General features: G+C 70.1%; 17 protein-coding genes. 12 read left to right on the top strand and 5 right to left on the bottom strand.

What is annotated here, in order from left to right; genetic code table 11:
* The first annotated feature begins 243 nt into the window (after window positions 1-243).
* Window positions 244-558, top strand: a complete 315-nt coding sequence (locus ACZ66S_RS01030; RefSeq protein WP_469898747.1) for a small hydrophobic protein — start codon at window positions 244-246, stop codon at window positions 556-558.
* Window positions 559-850: 292 nt separating this feature from the next.
* Here ACZ66S_RS01030 and ACZ66S_RS01025 read toward each other — a convergent pair whose 3' ends face one another.
* Complete coding sequence (locus ACZ66S_RS01025) at window positions 851-1,588, bottom strand: potassium channel family protein (RefSeq protein ID WP_469898746.1); 738 nt, start codon at window positions 1,586-1,588, stop codon at window positions 851-853.
* Window positions 1,589-1,675: 87 nt separating this feature from the next.
* The gene (aceE, locus tag ACZ66S_RS01020; protein WP_469898744.1) at window positions 1,676-4,408 is read right to left on the bottom strand and encodes a pyruvate dehydrogenase (acetyl-transferring), homodimeric type; all 2,733 of its coding nucleotides are present in this window, start codon (window positions 4,406-4,408) and stop codon (window positions 1,676-1,678) included.
* 344 nt (window positions 4,409-4,752) lie between these two features.
* On the opposite strand from aceE, the gene ACZ66S_RS01015 reads away from it, so the two are divergent.
* The 6 genes from ACZ66S_RS01015 (at window position 4,753) to ACZ66S_RS00990 (ending at window position 9,223) form a co-directional block, all read left to right on the top strand.
* Window positions 4,753-5,184, top strand: coding sequence for a DUF3052 domain-containing protein (locus ACZ66S_RS01015; RefSeq protein ID WP_020116104.1), 432 nt, complete (start codon window positions 4,753-4,755; stop codon window positions 5,182-5,184).
* A gap of 109 nt (window positions 5,185-5,293) precedes the next feature.
* Window positions 5,294-5,752: a peroxiredoxin gene (locus ACZ66S_RS01010; RefSeq protein ID WP_469898743.1), complete on the top strand. Its 459-nt coding sequence runs from the start codon at window positions 5,294-5,296 to the stop codon at window positions 5,750-5,752.
* Window positions 5,753-5,871: 119 nt separating this feature from the next.
* Entirely contained in the window at window positions 5,872-6,447 is a 576-nt protein-coding gene (locus ACZ66S_RS01005) for a TerD family protein (RefSeq protein ID WP_053850726.1), read from the top strand.
* A 98-nt stretch (window positions 6,448-6,545) separates the two neighbouring features.
* Window positions 6,546-7,121: a TerD family protein gene (locus tag ACZ66S_RS01000; RefSeq protein WP_469898742.1), complete on the top strand. Its 576-nt coding sequence runs from the start codon at window positions 6,546-6,548 to the stop codon at window positions 7,119-7,121.
* A 125-nt stretch (window positions 7,122-7,246) separates the two neighbouring features.
* Window positions 7,247-8,395, top strand: coding sequence for a DUF475 domain-containing protein (locus tag ACZ66S_RS00995; RefSeq protein WP_469898740.1), 1,149 nt, complete (start codon window positions 7,247-7,249; stop codon window positions 8,393-8,395).
* Between the two features lie 90 nt (window positions 8,396-8,485).
* On the top strand, window positions 8,486-9,223 hold the full coding sequence (locus ACZ66S_RS00990; protein WP_469898739.1) for a TerD family protein: 738 nt from the start codon (window positions 8,486-8,488) through the stop codon (window positions 9,221-9,223).
* A 6-nt stretch (window positions 9,224-9,229) separates the two neighbouring features.
* On the opposite strand, the gene ACZ66S_RS00985 is transcribed toward ACZ66S_RS00990, so the two are convergent.
* Window positions 9,230-10,033, bottom strand: coding sequence for a TerD family protein (locus tag ACZ66S_RS00985; RefSeq protein ID WP_469898738.1), 804 nt, complete (start codon window positions 10,031-10,033; stop codon window positions 9,230-9,232).
* A gap of 207 nt (window positions 10,034-10,240) precedes the next feature.
* On the opposite strand from ACZ66S_RS00985, the gene ACZ66S_RS00980 reads away from it, so the two are divergent.
* Genes ACZ66S_RS00980 through ACZ66S_RS00970 form a run of 3 tightly spaced genes read left to right on the top strand, consistent with a single transcriptional unit; the run spans window position 10,241 to window position 14,709 of the window.
* Window positions 10,241-11,404, top strand: a complete 1,164-nt coding sequence (locus ACZ66S_RS00980; RefSeq protein ID WP_469898737.1) for an HpcH/HpaI aldolase/citrate lyase family protein — start codon at window positions 10,241-10,243, stop codon at window positions 11,402-11,404.
* Window positions 11,405-11,428: 24 nt separating this feature from the next.
* Window positions 11,429-13,885, top strand: coding sequence for a phosphoribosyltransferase domain-containing protein (locus ACZ66S_RS00975; RefSeq protein WP_469898736.1), 2,457 nt, complete (start codon window positions 11,429-11,431; stop codon window positions 13,883-13,885).
* Window positions 13,885-14,709, top strand: a complete 825-nt coding sequence (locus tag ACZ66S_RS00970) for an HAD family hydrolase (RefSeq protein ID WP_469898734.1) — start codon at window positions 13,885-13,887, stop codon at window positions 14,707-14,709. The genes ACZ66S_RS00975 and ACZ66S_RS00970 overlap by 1 nt, the downstream gene beginning before the upstream one ends.
* On the opposite strand, the gene ACZ66S_RS00965 is transcribed toward ACZ66S_RS00970, so the two are convergent.
* Window positions 14,684-15,310 (bottom strand): DedA family protein, encoded by a 627-nt coding sequence (locus ACZ66S_RS00965; protein ID WP_469898733.1) that lies wholly within the window; start codon window positions 15,308-15,310, stop codon window positions 14,684-14,686. The two genes, ACZ66S_RS00970 and ACZ66S_RS00965, sit on opposite strands and share 26 nt — an antisense overlap.
* Before the next feature lie 57 nt (window positions 15,311-15,367).
* Window positions 15,368-15,592: an FmdB family zinc ribbon protein gene (locus tag ACZ66S_RS00960; RefSeq protein ID WP_053850450.1), complete on the bottom strand. Its 225-nt coding sequence runs from the start codon at window positions 15,590-15,592 to the stop codon at window positions 15,368-15,370.
* Window positions 15,593-15,697: 105 nt separating this feature from the next.
* Between ACZ66S_RS00960 and ACZ66S_RS00955 the strand changes: the two genes are divergently transcribed.
* The gene (locus ACZ66S_RS00955; protein WP_469898732.1) at window positions 15,698-17,323 is read left to right on the top strand and encodes an alkaline phosphatase D family protein; all 1,626 of its coding nucleotides are present in this window, start codon (window positions 15,698-15,700) and stop codon (window positions 17,321-17,323) included.
* Window positions 17,324-17,492: 169 nt separating this feature from the next.
* Window positions 17,493-18,854, top strand: a complete 1,362-nt coding sequence (locus tag ACZ66S_RS00950; RefSeq protein WP_469898731.1) for an alpha-lytic protease prodomain-containing protein — start codon at window positions 17,493-17,495, stop codon at window positions 18,852-18,854.

Here is an 18,854-nt window from a genome sequence, read left to right as displayed (position 1 = left end):
AGCGCACTTCGCCTATCAGGGTGAAGAGGCTAAAGATTTCTCGCCTCCGGTACGCGCCGCAGGTCACAGTAAGTCAAGTCCTCCGCACGGCACGCTCGTGCGACGCGGAGGGCGGACGGCGCTGCGGCGCGCTGCCGGAGGGGGGCGGCGCGCCGCAAGGCCGGAGGATTAACCCCGGGGACCGGGGTACTCGCATCGTTGAACCCGAGACGAACCCAACCAACCAAGGGTGTCAGGGAGTTGATGATGGCGGGCTTCGGACACGGAACGCGCAGGTACCCCCGATCACGTGGCCGGACGTGGTCACGGACCGGGCCGGATCGCGCGACGCTCGGAATCATCGGAGTCATCTGCGCGATCGCCGGTTTCTTCGTGCTGGGCATCATTCTCGGCCCGGTCGCGATCGTCTGCGGTTGGCTTGCCATGGGCCGCACCTGGTCGGGCGGCGGAAACCGCGCCTGGCCTGCTCTGGTCGCCTTCGTTCTGGGCGCCATCGACACGCTCCTGGCGATCATCTGGCTCGTCGGAGCGGCCACCCCGGGCAGCGGGATGTTCTGACCCGGGGCGCGTGAGGGAAGGGCCCCCGGTGGGACGACCGGGGGCCCGCCCCATGCCCGCCGACGGTCTGAGGAACTCCGGGACTGCACGTGGTCACGGACCGGGCCGGATCGCCTCACCCGGTGCGCGACCCTCGGTCGTGGGCTTCTCCGTGTCGGTCATGATGCGTGGCCCCTGTGGCTTGCTCGCCGTGGGCCGCCCATGCCCCTTGCCCGAGGTTCCGGGCATGCGTCAGGGGTTCTCTGTAGCGGGGTGACCGTCTGAGTCGGTGCCGCCGGGGACGAAGTCCCCCTCAACCCCCGACGGATGTCCTGCGCAGGGCCTCGATCTCGGCTCGTAGGGCCCGTACTTCCTCTGTCAGGGCCCTGATCGCCTCCGTCTGCTGGCGTTCCTCCACGTCGTCCTTCTCGAAGCGTTCGATGAACCAGGCGGCGATGTTCGCGGTGACGACACCGAGGAGGGCGATGCCGGAGAGCATCAGGCCCACCGCGATCATGCGGCCCAGACCGGTCGTCGGGGCGTGGTCGCCGTAGCCGACGGTCGTCATGGTCGTGAAGGACCACCAGACCGCGTCACCCAGCGTCCGGATGTTCCCGTTCGGGGAGTCCCGCTCCACCGAGAGCACGGCCAGCGAGCCGAACATCAGCAGCCCGACGACCGCCCCGCCGACGTACGTCGTCACCCTGATCTGCGAGGCCATCCGCGCCCGTCGCCCCACCAGCAGCAGCGTGGAGACCAGCCGCAGCAGCCGCAGGGGCTGCAACAGGGGCAGCACGACCGCGCACAGGTCCAGCCAGTGCTGCCGTACGAACCCGCGACGGTCCCGCGAGAGCGACAGCCGCATCAGGTAGTCGACGGCGAAGACCCCCCACACCACCCATTCGACCACCGTGCACACCGCCGTCATCGACCGTCCCGCCGAGGTGTCCACGATCGGCACGGCATAGGCGACGGCGAACAGCACCGCGAGCGCCAGAAGGGGCCGCTGGGTGTGCTGTTCCCAACGGACCTGCGCCGACTGTTCCTTCATGCCCGCATCGTAGAGAAACGGTGAAACGGCTAAGGGCGGCGGAGCGCCGGCTCCACCGCCCTCGTGCCGTTCCGTCCGGCGGCGCGGCTACGCGTCGCCGCCCGCGGCCCCCGGGTCCGCCGCGGAGACGTCCAGCAACTGGTACCGGTCGATGGCCTGCTTCAGCACCGAACGGTCCACCTTGCCCTCCCGCGCCAGTTCCGTCAGCACGCCCACCACGATCGACTGCGCGTCGATGTGGAAGAACCGCCGCGCCGCACCCCGGGTGTCCGCGAAGCCGAACCCGTCGGCGCCCAGCGACTGGTACGTGCCCGGCACCCACCGCGCGATCTGGTCCGGCACCGCCCGCATCCAGTCGGACACGGCCACGAACGGTCCCTGCGCGCCGGCCAGCTTCCGCGTCACGTACGGCACCCGCTGCTCCTCCTCCGGGTGCAGCAGGTTGTACTCCTCGCAGGCCACGGCCTCGCGCCGCAGTTCGTTCCAGGAGGTCGCCGACCAGACGTCCGCCTTGACATCCCACTCCTCCGCGAGGATCCTCTGCGCCTCGACCGCCCACGGCACGGCCACACCGGACGCCATGATCTGCGCCGGGATCGACCCCGCGGTGCCCTCGGAGAAGCGGTAGACGCCCTTGAGGATGCCCTCGGCGTCGACGTTCTCCGGCTCGGCCGGGTGCTGGATGGGCTCGTTGTAGACGGTGAGGTAGTAGAAGACGTCCTCGCTGTCCGGCCCGTACATCCGCCGCAGACCGTCCTGCACGATGTGCGCGATCTCGAACCCGAACGCCGGGTCGTACGCCACACACCCCGGGTTGGTCGAGGCGAGCAACTGCGAGTGGCCGTCCGCGTGCTGGAGCCCCTCACCGGTCAGGGTCGTACGGCCCGCGGTCGCGCCCAGGACGAAACCGCGCGCGAGCTGGTCCGACATCTGCCAGAACTGGTCGCCGGTGCGCTGGAAACCGAACATCGAGTAGAAGACGTAGACCGGGATCAGCGGCTCGCCGTGCGTCGCGTACGCCGAACCCGCGGCGATCAGCGAGGCCGTGCAGCCCGCCTCCGAGATGCCGTCGTGCAGCATCTGGCCCGTCGGGGACTCCTTGTACGCGAGCAGCAGCTCCCGGTCGACCGACTCGTACTGCTGGCCGAGCGGGTTGTAGATCTTCGCACTCGGGAAGAACGAGTCCATGCCGAAGGTGCGGTACTCGTCCGGCGCGATCAGAACGAACCGCTTGCCGAGCTCCTTGTCCCGCATGAGGTCCTTGAGCAGTCGCACGAAGGCCATGGTGGTGGCGATCGACTGCTGCCCGGAACCCTTCTTCACGGTCGCGTACGTCTTGTCGTCCGGCAGCGCGAGCGGCTCGGCGCGCACGACACGCGTCGGGACGTAACCGCCGAGACCCAGCCGGCGGTCGTGCATGTACTGGATCTCCTCCGAGTCCCGCCCCGGGTGGTAGTAGGGCGGTGCGCCCGACTCCAGCTCCTTGTCGGAGATCGGCAGGTGCAGCCGGTCGCGGAAGCCCTTGAGGTCGTCGACCGTCAGCTTCTTCATCTGGTGCGTGGCGTTGCGGCCCTCGAAGTTCGGGCCCAGCGTCCAGCCCTTGACGGTCTTGGCGAGGATGACCGTCGGCTGGCCGGTGTGCTCCACGGCCGCCTTGAAGGCCGCGTAGATCTTCTTGTGGTCGTGACCGCCGCGGCCCAGGTGCAGGATCTGGTCGTCGGTCATGTTCTCGACCATGGCGCGCAGCCGCTGGTCGTCGCCGAAGAAGTGGTCGCGGATGTACGCGCCGGACTCGGTGGCGTAGGTCTGGAACTGGCCGTCCGGGGTGGTGTTCATCCGGTTGACGAGGATGCCGTCGCGGTCCTGCGCGAGCAGCGGGTCCCAGGTGCGGTCCCAGATCAGCTTGATGACGTTCCAGCCGGCGCCGCGGAAGACCGACTCCAGCTCCTGGATGACCTTGCCGTTGCCGCGCACCGGGCCGTCGAGGCGCTGGAGGTTGCAGTTGACGACGAAGGTCAGGTTGTCCAGGCCCTCGCGCGCGGCGATGGTGAGCTGGCCGAGCGACTCGGGCTCGTCCATCTCGCCGTCGCCGAGGAACGCCCACACATGGGACTTGCTCGTGTCGGCGATCCCGCGCGCGTGCATGTAGCGGTTCATCCGCGCCTGGTAGATCGCGCCGATCGGGCCGAGGCCCATCGACACGGTCGGGAACTCCCAGAAGTCCGGCATCAGCCGCGGGTGCGGGTACGAGGACAGCCCGTGCGGCGCCTTCGACTTCTCCTGGCGGAACGCGTCGAGGTTGTCCTCGCTGAGGCGGTCGAGCAGGAACGCGCGCGCGTAGATGCCGGGGGAGGCGTGGCCCTGGAAGAAGACCTGGTCGCCGCCGTCGCCCTCGTCCTTGCCGCGGAAGAAGTGGTTGAAGCCGACGTCGTAGAGGGACGCGGAGGAGGCGAAGGTGGCGATGTGGCCGCCGACGCCGATCCCGGGACGCTGGGCGCGCGAGACCATCACGGCCGCGTTCCACCGGGTGGCGTTCAGGATCTTGCGCTCGATCTCCTCGTTGCCCGGGAAGAACGGTTCGGCCCCGGTCGGGATCGTGTTCACGTAGTCCGTGCTGCGCATCTCGGGCACGGCCACGCGCTTCTCGCGGGCCCGCTCGATGAGCCGCAGCATCAGATAGCGGGCCCGCTGCCGGCCGCGCTCGTCCACGGCGGCGTCGAGGGAGTCGAGCCACTCCTGGGTTTCCTCGGGATCGAAGTCAGGAACCTGACTCGGAAGGCCGCCAATGATGATCGGGTTGCGATCGGATCCGGAAGCCACGCTGTTCCTTACCTGTCAGAGGGCCGTATTTCTGTATGTCTGCACCGCTCCCCATCGTGTACCTCGGGGGGCCAAACGTCATCTCTACTCCGGGGTAACCCAGGGCCCTCTACCCGGGTATGGTTCCCAAACACGCAAAGAGGGCAGAAAGGTGTGGCATGCGTCACGACGTGACCGCGATGATGTGCCTGGAGTTGGGGTGACACGTTCCGGAACGTCACCGTTTCGGCGGTCTGAAACGCCGGGTACTTGCGCGATCCGCCCCGCCCGTGTGGACTACGGCCAATGCTTCGCGCACGCGCGTGGCTGAGAGATACCCAAAGACCAAGATCAGGAGGCAACCCGTGAGCGCGACCGCGGACCACGCGGAGACGAGCCCTGCCGTGAGGCTGGGGTTCCAGCCCGAGCAGGTGGTCCAGGAGATCGGCTACGACGACGACGTAGACCAGGAACTCCGCGAGGCCATCGAGCAAGTCATCGGCAGCGACCTTGTGGACGAGGATTACGACGACGTCGCCGATGCCGTGGTGCTCTGGTTCCGTGACGAGGACGGCGACCTGACCGATGTACTGGTGGACGCCACCACGTACATCGAGGAGGGCGGCTCGATCCTGTTGCTGACGCCGAAGACCGGCCGGGACGGCTACGTGGAGCCGAGCGACATCTCCGAAGCCGCGACGACGGCAGGCCTGTCCGCCTCCAAGAGCGTCAGCGTGGGCAAGGACTGGAGTGGCAGCCGGCTGGTGACGCCCAAGGCGGCCAAGTCCAAGAAGTGACCCGGTAGGACCGGACGGGCCGGCGAGACCGGCCCGTCCGCTTTCCCGCGGTGGTCGCTGCGTAGGGTGGACGCGTCACTCGAACAGCCCCCGAAGGGACACCCACGCGATGGCGATCCAGGTCGGCGCAAAGGCCCCCGACTTCGAGCTCAGGGACAACCACGGCCGGACCGTGCGGCTGTCCGACTTCCGCGGCAGCCAGAACGTCGTGCTGCTCTTCTACCCCTTCGCCTTCACCGGCGTGTGCACCGGCGAGCTGTGCGAGCTGCGGGACAACCTGCCGCAGTTCACGGACCGTGACACCCAGCTCCTCGCCGTCTCCAACGACTCCATCCACACCCTGCGCGTCTTCGCCGAGCAGGAGGGCCTGGAGTACCCGCTGCTCAGCGACTTCTGGCCGCACGGCGAGGTCTCCCGCGCCTACGGCGTCTTCGCCGAGGACAAGGGCTGCGCGGTGCGCGGCACCTTCGTCATCGACCAGGAGGGCGTGGTCCGCTGGACCGTCGTCAACGCCCTCCCGGACGCCCGCGACCTCACCGAGTACGTGAAGGCGCTCGACACCCTGTGATTGTTCGCCTCCAAGGACTGCGTGCTCCGGGAACCCGTCACTAGGATCGAATCGTTGATCCGGCATCCGACATCACGCACGGCGGGGCTCCCGGCCCCCGGACACCAAATGGAGGACTCGTGGGAGTCAGCCTCAGCAAGGGCGGCAACGTATCGCTGACCAAGGAGGCCCCGGGCCTGACCGCGGTCATCGTCGGTCTGGGGTGGGACGTCCGCACCACGACCGGCACGGACTTCGACCTGGACGCGAGCGCGCTGCTGCTGAACGCGGCCGGCAAGGTCGCCAGTGACGCGAACTTCGTCTTCTTCAACAACCTCAAGAGCGCCGACGGCTCGGTCGAGCACACCGGCGACAACCTCACCGGTGAGGGCGAGGGCGACGACGAGCAGATCAAGGTCGACCTGGCCAACGTCCCGGCCGACGTCGACAAGATCGTCTTCCCGGTCTCGATCTACGACGCCGAGAACCGCCAGCAGTCCTTCGGCCAGGTGCGCAACGCGTTCATCCGCGTCGTGAACCAGGCGGGCGGCGCCGAGATCGCCCGCTACGACCTCTCCGAGGACGCGTCCACCGAGACCGCCATGGTCTTCGGCGAGCTCTACCGCAACGGCGCCGAGTGGAAGTTCCGCGCCATCGGCCAGGGCTACGCCTCGGGCCTGCGCGGCATCGCCCAGGACTTCGGCGTCAACGTCTAGGACCACTCCTGGTCCCCCGTCCGGCGCCGCACCGTTTACGTGCGGCGCCGGACGCGCAGGTACAGCACGGAAGCACACTCTCGGGGAGGGAACAGCACATGGGCGTCACGCTCGCCAAGGGAGGGAACGTCTCCCTGTCCAAGGCCGCCCCCAACCTCACCCAGGTGATGGTCGGACTCGGCTGGGACGCGCGCTCCACCACCGGAGCCGACTTCGACCTCGACGCCAGCGCCCTGATGTGCAGCAGCGGGCGAGTCCTGGGTGACGAGTACTTCGTCTTCTACAACCAGCTCAAGAGCCCGGAGGGCTCGGTCGAGCACACCGGCGACAACCTCACCGGTGAGGGCGAGGGCGACGACGAGTCGCTGCTGATCGACCTCTCCCAGGTGCCGGACCGGTGCGACAAGATCGTCTTCCCGGTGTCGATCCATGACGCCGACAACCGCGGCCAGACCTTCGGCCAGGTCAGCAACGCCTTCATCCGTGTGGTCAACCAGGCCGACGGCCAGGAACTGGCCCGCTACGACCTCTCCGAGGACGCCTCCACCGAGACCGCCATGATCTTCGGCGAGCTCTACCGCTACCAGGGCGAGTGGAAGTTCCGGGCGGTGGGACAGGGGTACGCGTCGGGGCTGCGGGGCATCGCCCTCGACTTCGGGGTCAACGTCTCGTAACGCGATATGAGCAAAACCCGGGGCCGGGTGGGGCTTCGAGGGTGCCCGACTACACTTCGCTTCAAAGTTTCGTAAAGCCGAGTGCGGCACGGGGGAATCCCGTACACGTACGGATTGGGTAGCCAGTGGTTCTCAAAACCTTCGGCTGGTCGTTCGCGGTCACCGCGCTCGGCCTGGTCGCTGCGGTCCTCTACGGGGGGTGGGAGGCCTTCGGAATCGTGGCGATCCTCTCCATCCTCGAGATCTCCCTGTCGTTCGACAACGCGGTGGTCAACGCCGGAATCCTGAAGAAGATGAACGCCTTCTGGCAGAAGATCTTCCTCACGATCGGCGTCCTGATCGCCGTCTTCGGCATGCGGCTGGTCTTCCCCGTCGTCATCGTCGCGATCAGCGCCAAGATGGGGCCGATCGAGGCGGTCGACCTCGCGCTCAACAACAAGGACCACTACCAGGAGCTGGTCACCGACGCGCACCCGGCGATCGCCGCGTTCGGTGGCATGTTCCTGCTGATGATCTTCCTGGACTTCATCTTCGAGGACCGGGACATCCAGTGGCTGCGCTGGATCGAGCGGCCGCTGGCCAAGCTCGGCAAGGTCGACATGCTGTCGGTCTGCATCGCCCTGGTCGTCCTGCTGATCACGGCCTTCACCTTCGCGACCCACGCCCACCAGCACGGTGGCGCGCACGTCGACAAGGCGCAGACGGTCCTGATCTCGGGCATCGCGGGTCTGATCACCTACATGGTGGTCGGCGGCCTCTCCGGCTACTTCGAGGACAAGCTCGAGGAGGACGAGGAACGCGAGCACGAGGAGGAGGAGCGCGCCGAACGCGAGGGCAAGCCCAAGTCGGCCGTGGCCATGGCCGGCAAGGCGGCGTTCTTCATGTTCCTGTACCTGGAGGTCCTGGACGCCTCGTTCTCCTTCGACGGGGTCATCGGCGCGTTCGCCATCACCAACGACATCGTCCTGATGGCGCTCGGCCTGGGTATCGGCGCGATGTACGTCCGGTCGCTGACCGTGTACCTGGTCCGCCAGGGCACCCTCGACGACTACGTCTACCTGGAGCACGGCGCCCACTACGCGATCGGCGCCCTCGCGGTGATCCTCATGGTCACCATCCAGCACGAGATCAACGAGATCATCACCGGCCTGGTCGGCGTGATCCTGATCGGCTGGTCCTTCTGGTCGTCGGTGCGCCGCAACAAGGCGCTGGCGGCCGCCGAGGGAAAAGCCGCGGGCTCGGACGAGAAGACTGAGGTCTCGTCCGGGGTGTGACACCCTTCCTGGTGAGGAACGCTCTGAGCGGGGCGGCCGGCCTCCGGCCGCCCCGCCGGTTTTCTCCGAAGTGAACAGTGGGGGGCGGGAATGGGCTTCTTGGACGGACTCCGAGGCGGCCGCGAGGTCGACTTCGACTCGGGCAGCGCGGCCAGCAACGCGATCGAACTGACCAAGCGGCACAACCGGGTCTCGCTCACCAAACAGGGCGCGGCGACCGGGAACCTCCGCATCAACCTGACCTGGCGGATGCGGACGTCCGACATCGGGGGCTCCCAGCGGGAGTCGCTGCTGCGGCACCCCTTCAAGGCGCTCAAGCCGCCGGAGGTCATGGGGCACAGCCAGAGCATGGTCAACGTCGACCTCGACCTCGGGTGCCTGTACGAACTGGTCGACGGCACCAAGGGCGTCGTACAGCCTTTGGGCGGCCTGCTGGGGGACGTCAACGCCCCGCCGTACGTGAAGCTCAGCGGGGACGACCGGTTCGGGTCGGCGTCCGGCGAGACGATGTACGTCAACCTCGACCACAAGGACCAGATCAAGCGGCTGCTGGTCTTCGTGTACATCTACGACCAGACCCCGGCGTTCGACCGTACGCACGCCATCGTGACGCTGTACCCGAGCAACGGCCCGCGGATCGAGATAGGCCTCGACGAGCGGCACCCCCAGGCCCGGTCCTGCGCGGTGGTGATGATCGAGAACGTCAAGGACGAACTCGTCGTGCGCCGCGAGGTGCAGTTCGTGTACGGCTTCCAGGGCGAGCTGGACCGGTTGTACGGCTGGGGGCTCCAGTGGGGGCGGGGCTACAAGGCGAAGGCGGACCGCTGAGCGCGGCTACCGGCCGATGAACTGGGGGCCCTGCGGAGGCATCCGGAACTCCGTGGCGGCCGGGACCGTGGCCACCGGGGGCGGGTAGCCGTAGCCGGAGGCCGCCGCCACGGGCGCCGTCGCCGGGGTCGCGGGCTGCGGGTAGCCGTAGGCGGCCTGGGTGGGGACCGAGGTGGCCGACTGGGCCGGCGGCTGCTCCGGGGGCAGCGGGAAGGACGCGGGCTCCGGCTGGGGCGGGGTCTCGGCGGCGTCGGACTCGTCCACCACGATGCCGTAGTCCGTGGCCAGGCCCTGGAGGCCCTCCGCGTAGCCCTCGCCCAGGGCGCGGAACTTCCAGCCCTCGCCGCGGCGGTACAGCTCGCCGCAGATCAGGGCCGTCTCCTGACCGGTCTCCGGCTTGATGTCGAAGGAGACCAGCGGCTCGCCGTCGGCGACCGAGGTGTCGTACAGCAGGATGCACAGGCCCTGCACGCGGCCGAACGTGGCCTCCTCCACCGAGGTGTCGTCGACCGACGCGACCAGGAGAATCTGGCTGACGTCGGGCTCGACACCGGAGAGATCTGTCTGGATCGTGTCGGTGGGACCCTCGGCCAGCCGCTTCTTGCCGAGGAGCCAGACCTTCCCGGAGGGGTGCCGGGGCTGGTTGTAGAAGACGAAGTCCTCGTCGGACCGCACACGACCGTCGGGGCCGAGGAGGAGCGCCGAGGCGTCGACGACCGGGACCCCCTGCCCGGGAGCCCAGCGCAGCACGGCGCGTACCGTGGTGGCTTCCAGCGGGACGTTCGACCCCTTCAGCATGGCGTGCGTCATGCGGTCATCCTGCCTTCTCGGTCCTGGTCACGACAATGCGGGGGGTGGGGATTGCCGGTTCATGTCGTACCGGTGTCGACATGACGGTGTTTGTCTGCGTTACCTGAAATTCATGCCCGGTGGGAACCTCGGACATGGGTACCTACGTACTATTACCGGCCACCTGTGAACCCTTCACAGGCGTCACAGCTACCACGGGGGAGTCATATGCGTCATTTCGGGCACATCGCCCCTGAGGTGCGTCAGCGCCTCTTCCACCAGGAGCCCTGCGAGTTCACCTCGGGCTCCCCGGCCCGGCTGCTCTCCGCGGCGCTGGGCGCCACGCTCTACAGTCCGGCCACGCGGCCGCGGCTCGCCGACGACATCGTCAAGCAGACCGGACGCGGCGTGGTCTCGATGGTGCTGTGCCTGGAAGACTCGATCGGTGACGACGACGTCGCCGAGGGCGAGGAGAACCTCGTCCGGCAGTTCACCGACCTCGCGCAACGGCTGACGGACCCCCCGCTGCTGTTCATCCGGGTCCGCGCCCCGCAGCAGATCCCCGACCTCGTACGACGGCTCGGTCCCGCGGTGCGGCTGCTGGCCGGATTCGTGCTGCCGAAGTTCACCGAGGAGCGCGGCATACCCTTCCTGGAGGCCCTCTCCGGCGCCGAGGCCGCGAGCGGTCACCGGCTGTTCGCCATGCCGGTGCTGGAGTCGCCTGAGCTGCTCTACCGGGAGACGCGCGTAGAGACCCTGGAGGGCATCGCCCGCGCGGTCGACAAGTACCGCGACCGGGTCCTCGCGCTCCGCCTCGGCGTCACCGACTTCTGCTCCTCCTACGGCCTGCGCCGCGCCCCCGACATGACCGCCTGGGACGTCCAGATCGTCGCCTCGGTCATCGCCGACGTGGTGAACATGCTGGGCCGCGCCGACGGCACCGGGTTCACCGTGACCGGGCCGGTCTGGGAGTACTTCCGGGTCCAGGAGCGCATGTTCAAGCCGCAGCTCCGCCGCAGCCCCTTCCTGGAGGGCCAGGCCGACGAGCTGCGCGAGGCGCTCATCGAGCACGCCATGGACGGCCTGCTGCGCGAGATCACCCTCGACCAGGCCAACGGCCTGCTCGGCAAGACCTGCATCCACCCCTCCCACGTGCTGCCCGTGCACGCGCTGTCCGTGGTCAGCCACGAGGAGTTCAGCGACGCGCAGGACATCCTGCGGCCCGAGCGGGGCGGTGGCGGGGTGCTGAGGTCGCAGTACACGAACAAGATGAACGAAGTGAAGCCGCACCGCGCCTGGGCCGAGCGCACCCTGCTGCGCGCCGAGGTCTTCGGGGTGGCCAACGAGGACATCGGCTTCGTGGAGCTGCTCGCCGCCGGAATCTCCGGCTGATCATTCGTGGACACCAAGGGACGCATGAACAAGGCAGTGAACGACCGGGTCTGGTCGGGGACATGGGTCGCCGACCGGCTCGGCGTCGAACTCGTGGGCGACGGCCGGCTGACCGACCTGCTGGGGCTGGCCCTGCGCCGCAACCCCAAGCGGGCCCACCTGCTGGTCTCCAACGTGCTGGGCAAGCACGTCCCGCAGTCGCCGTCGGTGGTCTACGGCCACGGCCTCGCCCTGGGCCGCAGGGTCCGCGACCTGCTGGGCGACGAGGAGGCGGCCCGCGCGGTCGTCCTCGGCTACGCGGAGACCGCGACCGGCCTCGGCCACTCCGTCGCCGACGGCCTCGCCCTCGCCCCCTACCTGCACTCCACCCGCCGTCCGGTCCCCGGCGTGGCCTCCGCGGGCGGCTTCGAGGAGTCCCACTCCCACGCCACGAGCCACCTCCTGCTGCCCGAGGACCCCGCCCTGCTGGCCGGCGACGGCCCCCTGGTCCTGGTCGACGACGAGTTCTCGACGGGCAACACGGTCCTGAACACGATCAGGGACCTGCACGAGCGGTATCCACGGGACCGGTACGTCGTGGTCGCCCTGGTGGACATGCGGTCGGAGGCGGACGCGGGGCGGCTGGAGGCTTTCGCGCGGGAGATGGGCGCGAGGGTGGACCTGGTGGCAGCGGCATCGGGCACGGTGAAACTGCCAGAGGGGGTCCTGGAGAAGGGGCAGGACCTTGTAGCGAGGTTCGAGGATTCCCACCCAGGGGCGCGGGGAACCGCGCGACAAGCCCCCACCGGCCCGCAGCCGGCATACAACCGTGTGGACCTTTCCTGGCCCCGAGACCTCCCCGACGGAGGCCGCCACGGATTCACCCCGCAACACCGAATACGCCTCGAATCCGAACTCCCCGCGATGGCCGCCCGCCTGGCAGAAGCCCTCCCGCAAGACGCGCACCGCGTGCACATCCTCGGCTTCGAAGAGCTGATGTACGCCCCCCTGCGACTCGCCCGCGAGCTGGAACAGGTCGCCGAAGGCGTCGAGGTGACCTTCTCCACCACCACCCGCTCCCCGGTGCTGGCCGTGGACGACCCGGGCTACGCCATCCGCACCCGCCTGACCTTCCCGGCCCACGACAACCCGGCCGACGGCCCCGGCGACCGCTACGCCTACAACGTCGCCGGCGCCGGCTTCGACGCGATCGTCGCCGTGATCGACTCGGCCGCCGACACCCCCGAACTGAACGCCCCCGACGGCCTCCTGGCCCAACTCGCCGCGCACACCCGGCAGGTCGTCCTCGCCGTCGTCCCCAGCTACACCCCCGAAAGGCCCTCCATGCTCCCCGAGCCCCTCCGCGGCCCCGCCTTCTCCTCGTACGCCCCGGAGGACGTCGGCTGGCTGCTCCAGGACCTCTCGGACGTCACGCTGGAGGCGCCGACCGAGGAGCGCGAGGAGGCCATCCAGAGCGGCGGCGCGCACTACGCGGAGTCGCTGCCGGTGGAGTACCAGCCGAGCGACCAGTACCAGGAGCTGTTCCGCACCGCCCTCGCGGAGTCCTCCGCGCGGCTCGCCCAGGCCGTCGGCGCGGTCACCGAGATCGTGCTCCAGGAGCGCTCGCCCCGGCCCGTCCTCGTCTCCCTGGCCCGCGCCGGCACCCCCGTGGGCGTCCTGATGCGCCGCTGGGCCCAGTTCCGCCACGGTCTCGACCTGCCGCACTACGCCGTCTCGATCGTCCGCGGCCGCGGCATCGACGCCAACGCCCTGCGCTGGCTGGCCGCCCACCACGACCCCGCCGACGTCGTCTTCGTCGACGGCTGGACCGGCAAGGGCGCCATCACCCGCGAACTGGCGGAAGCGGTACGGAAGTTCGAGGCCGAGGGCGGCCCGGCGGGCTTCGACCCGGAGATCGCCGTCCTCGCCGACCCGGGCTCGTGCGTGCGGACGTACGGCACCCGTGAGGACTTCCTGATCCCGTCCGCCTGTCTCAACTCCACGGTGTCGGGCCTGATCTCGCGCACGGTCCTGCGCGCGGACCTGGTCGGCCCGGACGACTTCCACGGTGCGAAGTTCTATCGCGAACTCGCGGGCGCCGACGTGTCGGTGGACTTCCTGGACGCCGTCGCCGCCCGTTTCCCCGAGGTGGTGGACGCCGTTGACGCCACCGTGAAGGACCTGCTGGCCGCGGACCGCGAGCCCACCTGGGAGGGCTGGGCCGCCGTCGAACGTATCAGTGAGGAGTACGGCATCCACGACGTCAACCTCGTCAAGCCGGGTGTCGGCGAGACCACCCGGGTGCTGCTGCGCCGGGTGCCCTGGAAGATCCTGGCCCGGGCGGGCGCCGGCGCGGACCTGGACCACGTACGCCTGTTGGCCGAGCAGAGAGGTGTCCCGGTGGAAGAGGTCGCCGAACTCCCCTACACCTGTGTGGGGTTGATCCACCCCAGGTACACCCGGGGTGCGACGGGTGCCGACGGCCGGGCGGTGTCGGTCTGATGCCCTCCCAGGCTCCGGTGCTGGTCGCGAGCGACCTCGACCGCACCCTCATCTACTCCGCCGCCGCCCTCGCGCTGACCATGCCGGACGCGCGGGCGCCCCGGCTGCTCTGCGTCGAGGTGCACGAGAGCAGGCCGCTGTCGTACCTGACGGAGACCGCGGCCGGGCTGCTCAGCGAGCTCGGGGACGCGGCGGTCTTCGTGCCGACGACGACCCGCACCCGCAAGCAGTACCAGCGCATCAACCTGCCGGGTCCGCCGCCCGCCTACGCGATCTGCGCGAACGGCGGCCACCTCCTGGTCGACGGCGTCACCGACCTCGACTGGCACGCCCAGGTCATGGCCCGTCTGGCCGACGAGTGCGCCCCGCTGGCCGAGATCACCGCACACCTCCAGGCGACGGCCGACCCGCTGTGGGTGCGCAAGCACCGCATCGCCGAGGACCTCTTCGCCTACCTCGTCGTCGAGCGCGAACTGCTGCCCGAGGACTGGGTGAAGGAGCTCGCGGTGTGGGCCGAGCCCCGCGGCTGGACGGTCTCCCTCCAGGGCCGCAAGATCTACGCCGTCCCCAAGCCGCTCACCAAGAGCGCGGCCGTGCGCGAGGTGGTCCGGCGTACCGGGGCCGCCCTGACGCTGGCCGCGGGCGACTCCCTGCTCGACGCCGACCTGCTGCTCGCGGCCGACCGGGGCTGGCGGCCGGGGCACGGGGAGCTCGCGGACGAGAACTGGGCCGCTCCGGCGATCAGCGCGCTGCCCGAGCGGGGAGTGCTGGCGGGGGAGCGGATCCTGCGGGAGCTGCTCAGGACGGCTCGGACGCCTCAGTAGACGAGGGCCGCCGCAGCAGTCGTACGGCGACGAACGCCACGACCGCGAGCGCGGCGGCCCCGAGGACGACCTTCGAGTACGCGGACACCATGTCGGTGACCTGGGTCCAGTTGGCGCCCAGGGCGTGGCCCGCGAGGACGAACGCCGTGTTCCACAGGGCGCTGCCGAGGGTGGTCAGGGCCAGGAACACCGGCAGCGGCATGCGTTCGACGCCGGCCGGGACCGAGACGAGGCTGCGGAAGACCGGGATCATGCGGCCGAAGAACACCGCCTTGGTGCCGTGCCGCAGGAACCAGGCCTCGGTGCGTTCGATGTCGGCGGCCTTGACGAGCGGCAGCCGGGCCGCGAGTGCCACCGTGCGGTCCCGGCCGAGGAGGGCGCCGACGCCGTAGAGCGCGAGGGCGCCGACCACCGAGCCCGCCGTCGTCCACAGCAGCACGGCGACCAGGCTCAGCCTGCCGGTGCTCGCCGCGAAACCCGCGAGCGGCAGGATCGCCTCGCTCGGGATGGGCGGGAACAGGTTCTCCAGGGCGATGGCCACCCCGGCGCCGGGGGCGCCCAGGGTGTCCATGAGGCCGTTGACCCAGTCGATGGCTGACATGGGCCCACGCTAGGGAAGCGGACCTGAAGGCAGCCTGAAGAAGCTGCCGTACGGCGGTCAGCCGCAGCAACCGCCGCCGCAGCAGCCGCCTCCACCGCCGCCGCCCGCCTGGGGCGCCGGGGCCGACGCGGACGCCGAACCGCCGACGGCCACCGTCGACAGCAGCTTCACCGTGTCGTCGTGGCCGGCCGGGCAGTCGGCGGGGGCGGAGGACTCGGCCATGGGGCGGCTGAGTTCGAAGGTGTCTCCGCAGGTGCGGCAGCGGTACTCGTAGCGAGGCATGAGCACAGGTTAACCGGCACTCCGACAGGCATGTCCGAAATCTGATCATTGTCTGGTTAGCATGCGGGGGTTCTCTGCCGGCGACCAACCGCGGGAGGAGCCCCCTTGGCTTCGCGACACACCCCCGAACTGCGCGCCGCCGCACGGCACTTGGGCCGACGGCGGTTTCTCACGGTCACCGCGGCCGCCGCCGCCCTCGCGTTCAGCACCCACCTGCCGGCCCGGGGTGCGGCCGGCTCCCGCGAACTCGACGCGGCGCGGATCGACAGCGACCCCTTCACACTCGGCGTCGCCTCCGGGGACCCGCTGCCCGACTCCGTGCTGCTGTGGACCCGGCTCGCCCCCGCCCCGTTCGAGCCCGACGGCGGTCTGCCCCAGCAGTACGTCGTCGTCCAGTGGGAACTCGCCTCCGACGAGAGCTTCGGCACGACCGTCCGCAGCGGTGCCGCCGTCGCGTACCCCGAGTACCACCACACCCTGCACGTCGACGTCGACGGCCTCGACCCCGACCGGGTCTACTACTACCGGTTCAGGGCCGGGACCTGGATCAGCGGGACCGGCCGCACCCGCACCGCGCCGCTCGCCGGTGCCGCGGCCGCCTCGCTCACCTACGCCGCCGTCTCCTGCCAGGCCTACTTCGACGGCTACTACACGGCACACCGCCACCTTTCCCAGGACGACGTGGACGTGGTCCTCCATCTCGGCGACTACCTGTACGAGTACGCCGTCAACTCCGTGGGCGGCCACCGCGCCTACACCGACCGCCAACTGCCCGACCTCTTCAACCACGAGGCCACGACCCTGGAGGACTACCGGCTGCGGTACGCCCTCTACAAGAGCGACCCGGACCTGCGGGCGGCCCACGCGGCCCACCCCTTCGTCGTCACCTGGGACGACCACGAGACCGAGAACAACTACGCGGGAGCCGTCAGCGAGAACGACGACCCGCCGGAGGAGTTCCTGCTGCGCCGCGCCGCCGCCTACCGGGCCTACTGGGAGAACCAGCCGCTGCGCGCCGCGCAGATGCCGAACGGCCCCGACGCCCGGCTCTACCGGCGGCTCCAGTGGGGCACGCTCGCCCAGTTCGACGTCCTCGACACCCGGCAGTACCGCTCCGACCAGGTGTACGCGGACACCAAGCACACCGGCGGCCCCCTCCAGGACGACCCGGCACGCACCATGACCGGGGCGGCGCAGGAGAGCTGGCTGATCGACGGCTGGCGCGCCTCGCAGGCCCTGTGGAACGTGATGCCGCAACAGGTCTGCTTCTCGCAGCGCAAACTGGACCTCACCGCGGAGCCCCAGATGTCCATGGACGCCTGGGACGGCTACCGGGCCTCGCGCCGCCGGATCCTCGACGGCGTGAAATCGGCCGGGGTCGAGAACCTGGTGGTGATGACCGGGGACGTGCACGTCGCCTACGCCTTCGACATCAAGGACGACTTCGACGACCCGGCCTCCGCGACCCTGGGCACGGAGTTCACCGCCACCTCGGTCGCGAGCGGCCGCGACGGCGCCGAGAAGCCCCCCACCTGGGACACGTACCTCAAGGCCAACCCGCATCTGAAGTTCTACGACGGCCGCCGCGGCTATGTGCGGGTCACCCTCGACCGCCAGAAGGCGCGGGCCGACTTCAGGACCGTGTCCGCCGTGACGACCCCCGGTGCGCCGGTCTCGACCGCCGCGTCCTTCGTGACGGAGGCCGGCAAGCCGGGGCTCACACCCGCGTGACCGGCCGCAGGTACCCGCCGGGCCGGCCGGCGGGCATCCCGTGCTCGGCCGGGCGGCCCCTTCTTGTCGTCCGATGCGCGGAACGCGCGGGAAACCGACATCGGCCGAGGCGCAGGCGGCAACACCTAGGGATTCGAGACCTTTCTCATCCCACCCGAGGAGACGTTTGATGGCCCACAGACACGTTTCAGCCGGCTGTGCCGCGTTGACGGTGCTCGGCGCTCTCGTGCTCACGGGGCTGCCCGCGGCCGCGGCCGTCGAGCCCCCGGCGCCGGCGCCGGCACCGTCCGCCGCCGAGACACTCGGCGCGAACAGCCCCTCACCCGTGGTCCTGCGGGCCCTCCAGCGCGACCTGAGCCTGACCGAGGCGCAGGCCAGGACGCGCCTGGTGAACGAGGCCGAGGCCGGCACCCGCGCCGGCAGGCTGCAGAACGCGTTGGGCAAGCGGTTCGCGGGCGCCTGGGTGAGCGGCGCCACCTCCGCCGAGCTGACGGTGGCGAGCACGGACGCGGCGGACGGCCCGGCCATCGAGGCCGGCGGCGCGCGGGCCGTGGTCGTCAAGACCCCGCTGGCGGACCTGCGGGCGGCCAGGACGCAACTGGACCGTGCCGTGACCGGCAAGGCCCTCGACACCCCGGTCCGCTACGTCGACGTACGGACCAACCGGGTGACGGTGCAGGCGACCAGCCGTGCCGCCGCGGACAGGCTCGTCGAGGCCGCCGGTGTCGACAGGGCGCTCGTGGACGTCAAGGTGTCCGCCGACCAGCCGCGTGCCCTGTACGACATCCGGGGCGGCGACGCCTTCTACATCGACGACACGGCCCGCTGTTCCGTGGGCTTCGGCGTCACCAAGGGCGACCAGCAGGGCTTCGTCACGGCAGGCCACTGCGGGAAGGCCGGGGCGAAGACCACCGGGTTCAACCAGGTCGCCCAGGGCACCTTCCAGGCGTCCGTGTTCCCCGGGCAGGACATGTCGTGGGTCGGCGTCAACAGCGACTGGACGGCGACACCCGCCGTCAAGGGCGAGACCGAGGACGTGCAGACCGCCGGCTCGGTGCAGGCCCTGACGGGTGCCGCGGTGTGCCGGTCCGGCTCCACCACGGGCTGGCACTGCGGCACCATCGAGCAGCACGACACCAGCGTCAACTACGCCGAGGGCACCGTCGACGGCGTGACCCGTACGACGGTGTGCGCCGAGCCGGGCGACTCGGGCGGCTCGTACATCTCGGGCGTGCAGGCCCAGGGCGTCACGTCCGGGGGCTCCGGCGACTGCACGAGCGGCGGCACGACCTTCTACCAGCCGGTCAACCCGGTGCTCAGCACCTACGGCCTCACCCTGCGGACCAGCGCCGCCGAGAGCGGCACACCCGCCCCCGAGGACGGCCCGGAGGGTGCCTGGGCCGCGGGCCGGGTGTACGAGGTCGGGGCGCGGGTGACGCAGGACGGCGTCGCCTACGAGTGCCTCCAGCCGCATCAGGCGCAGTCCGCGTGGCAGCCCGCCCTCGCCCCGGGGCTGTGGCAGCGCGTGTGA

It is taken from the genome of Streptomyces sp. NPDC107471 (assembly GCF_055582845.1).
This window is presented reverse-complemented; position numbering and strand designations above follow the sequence as displayed.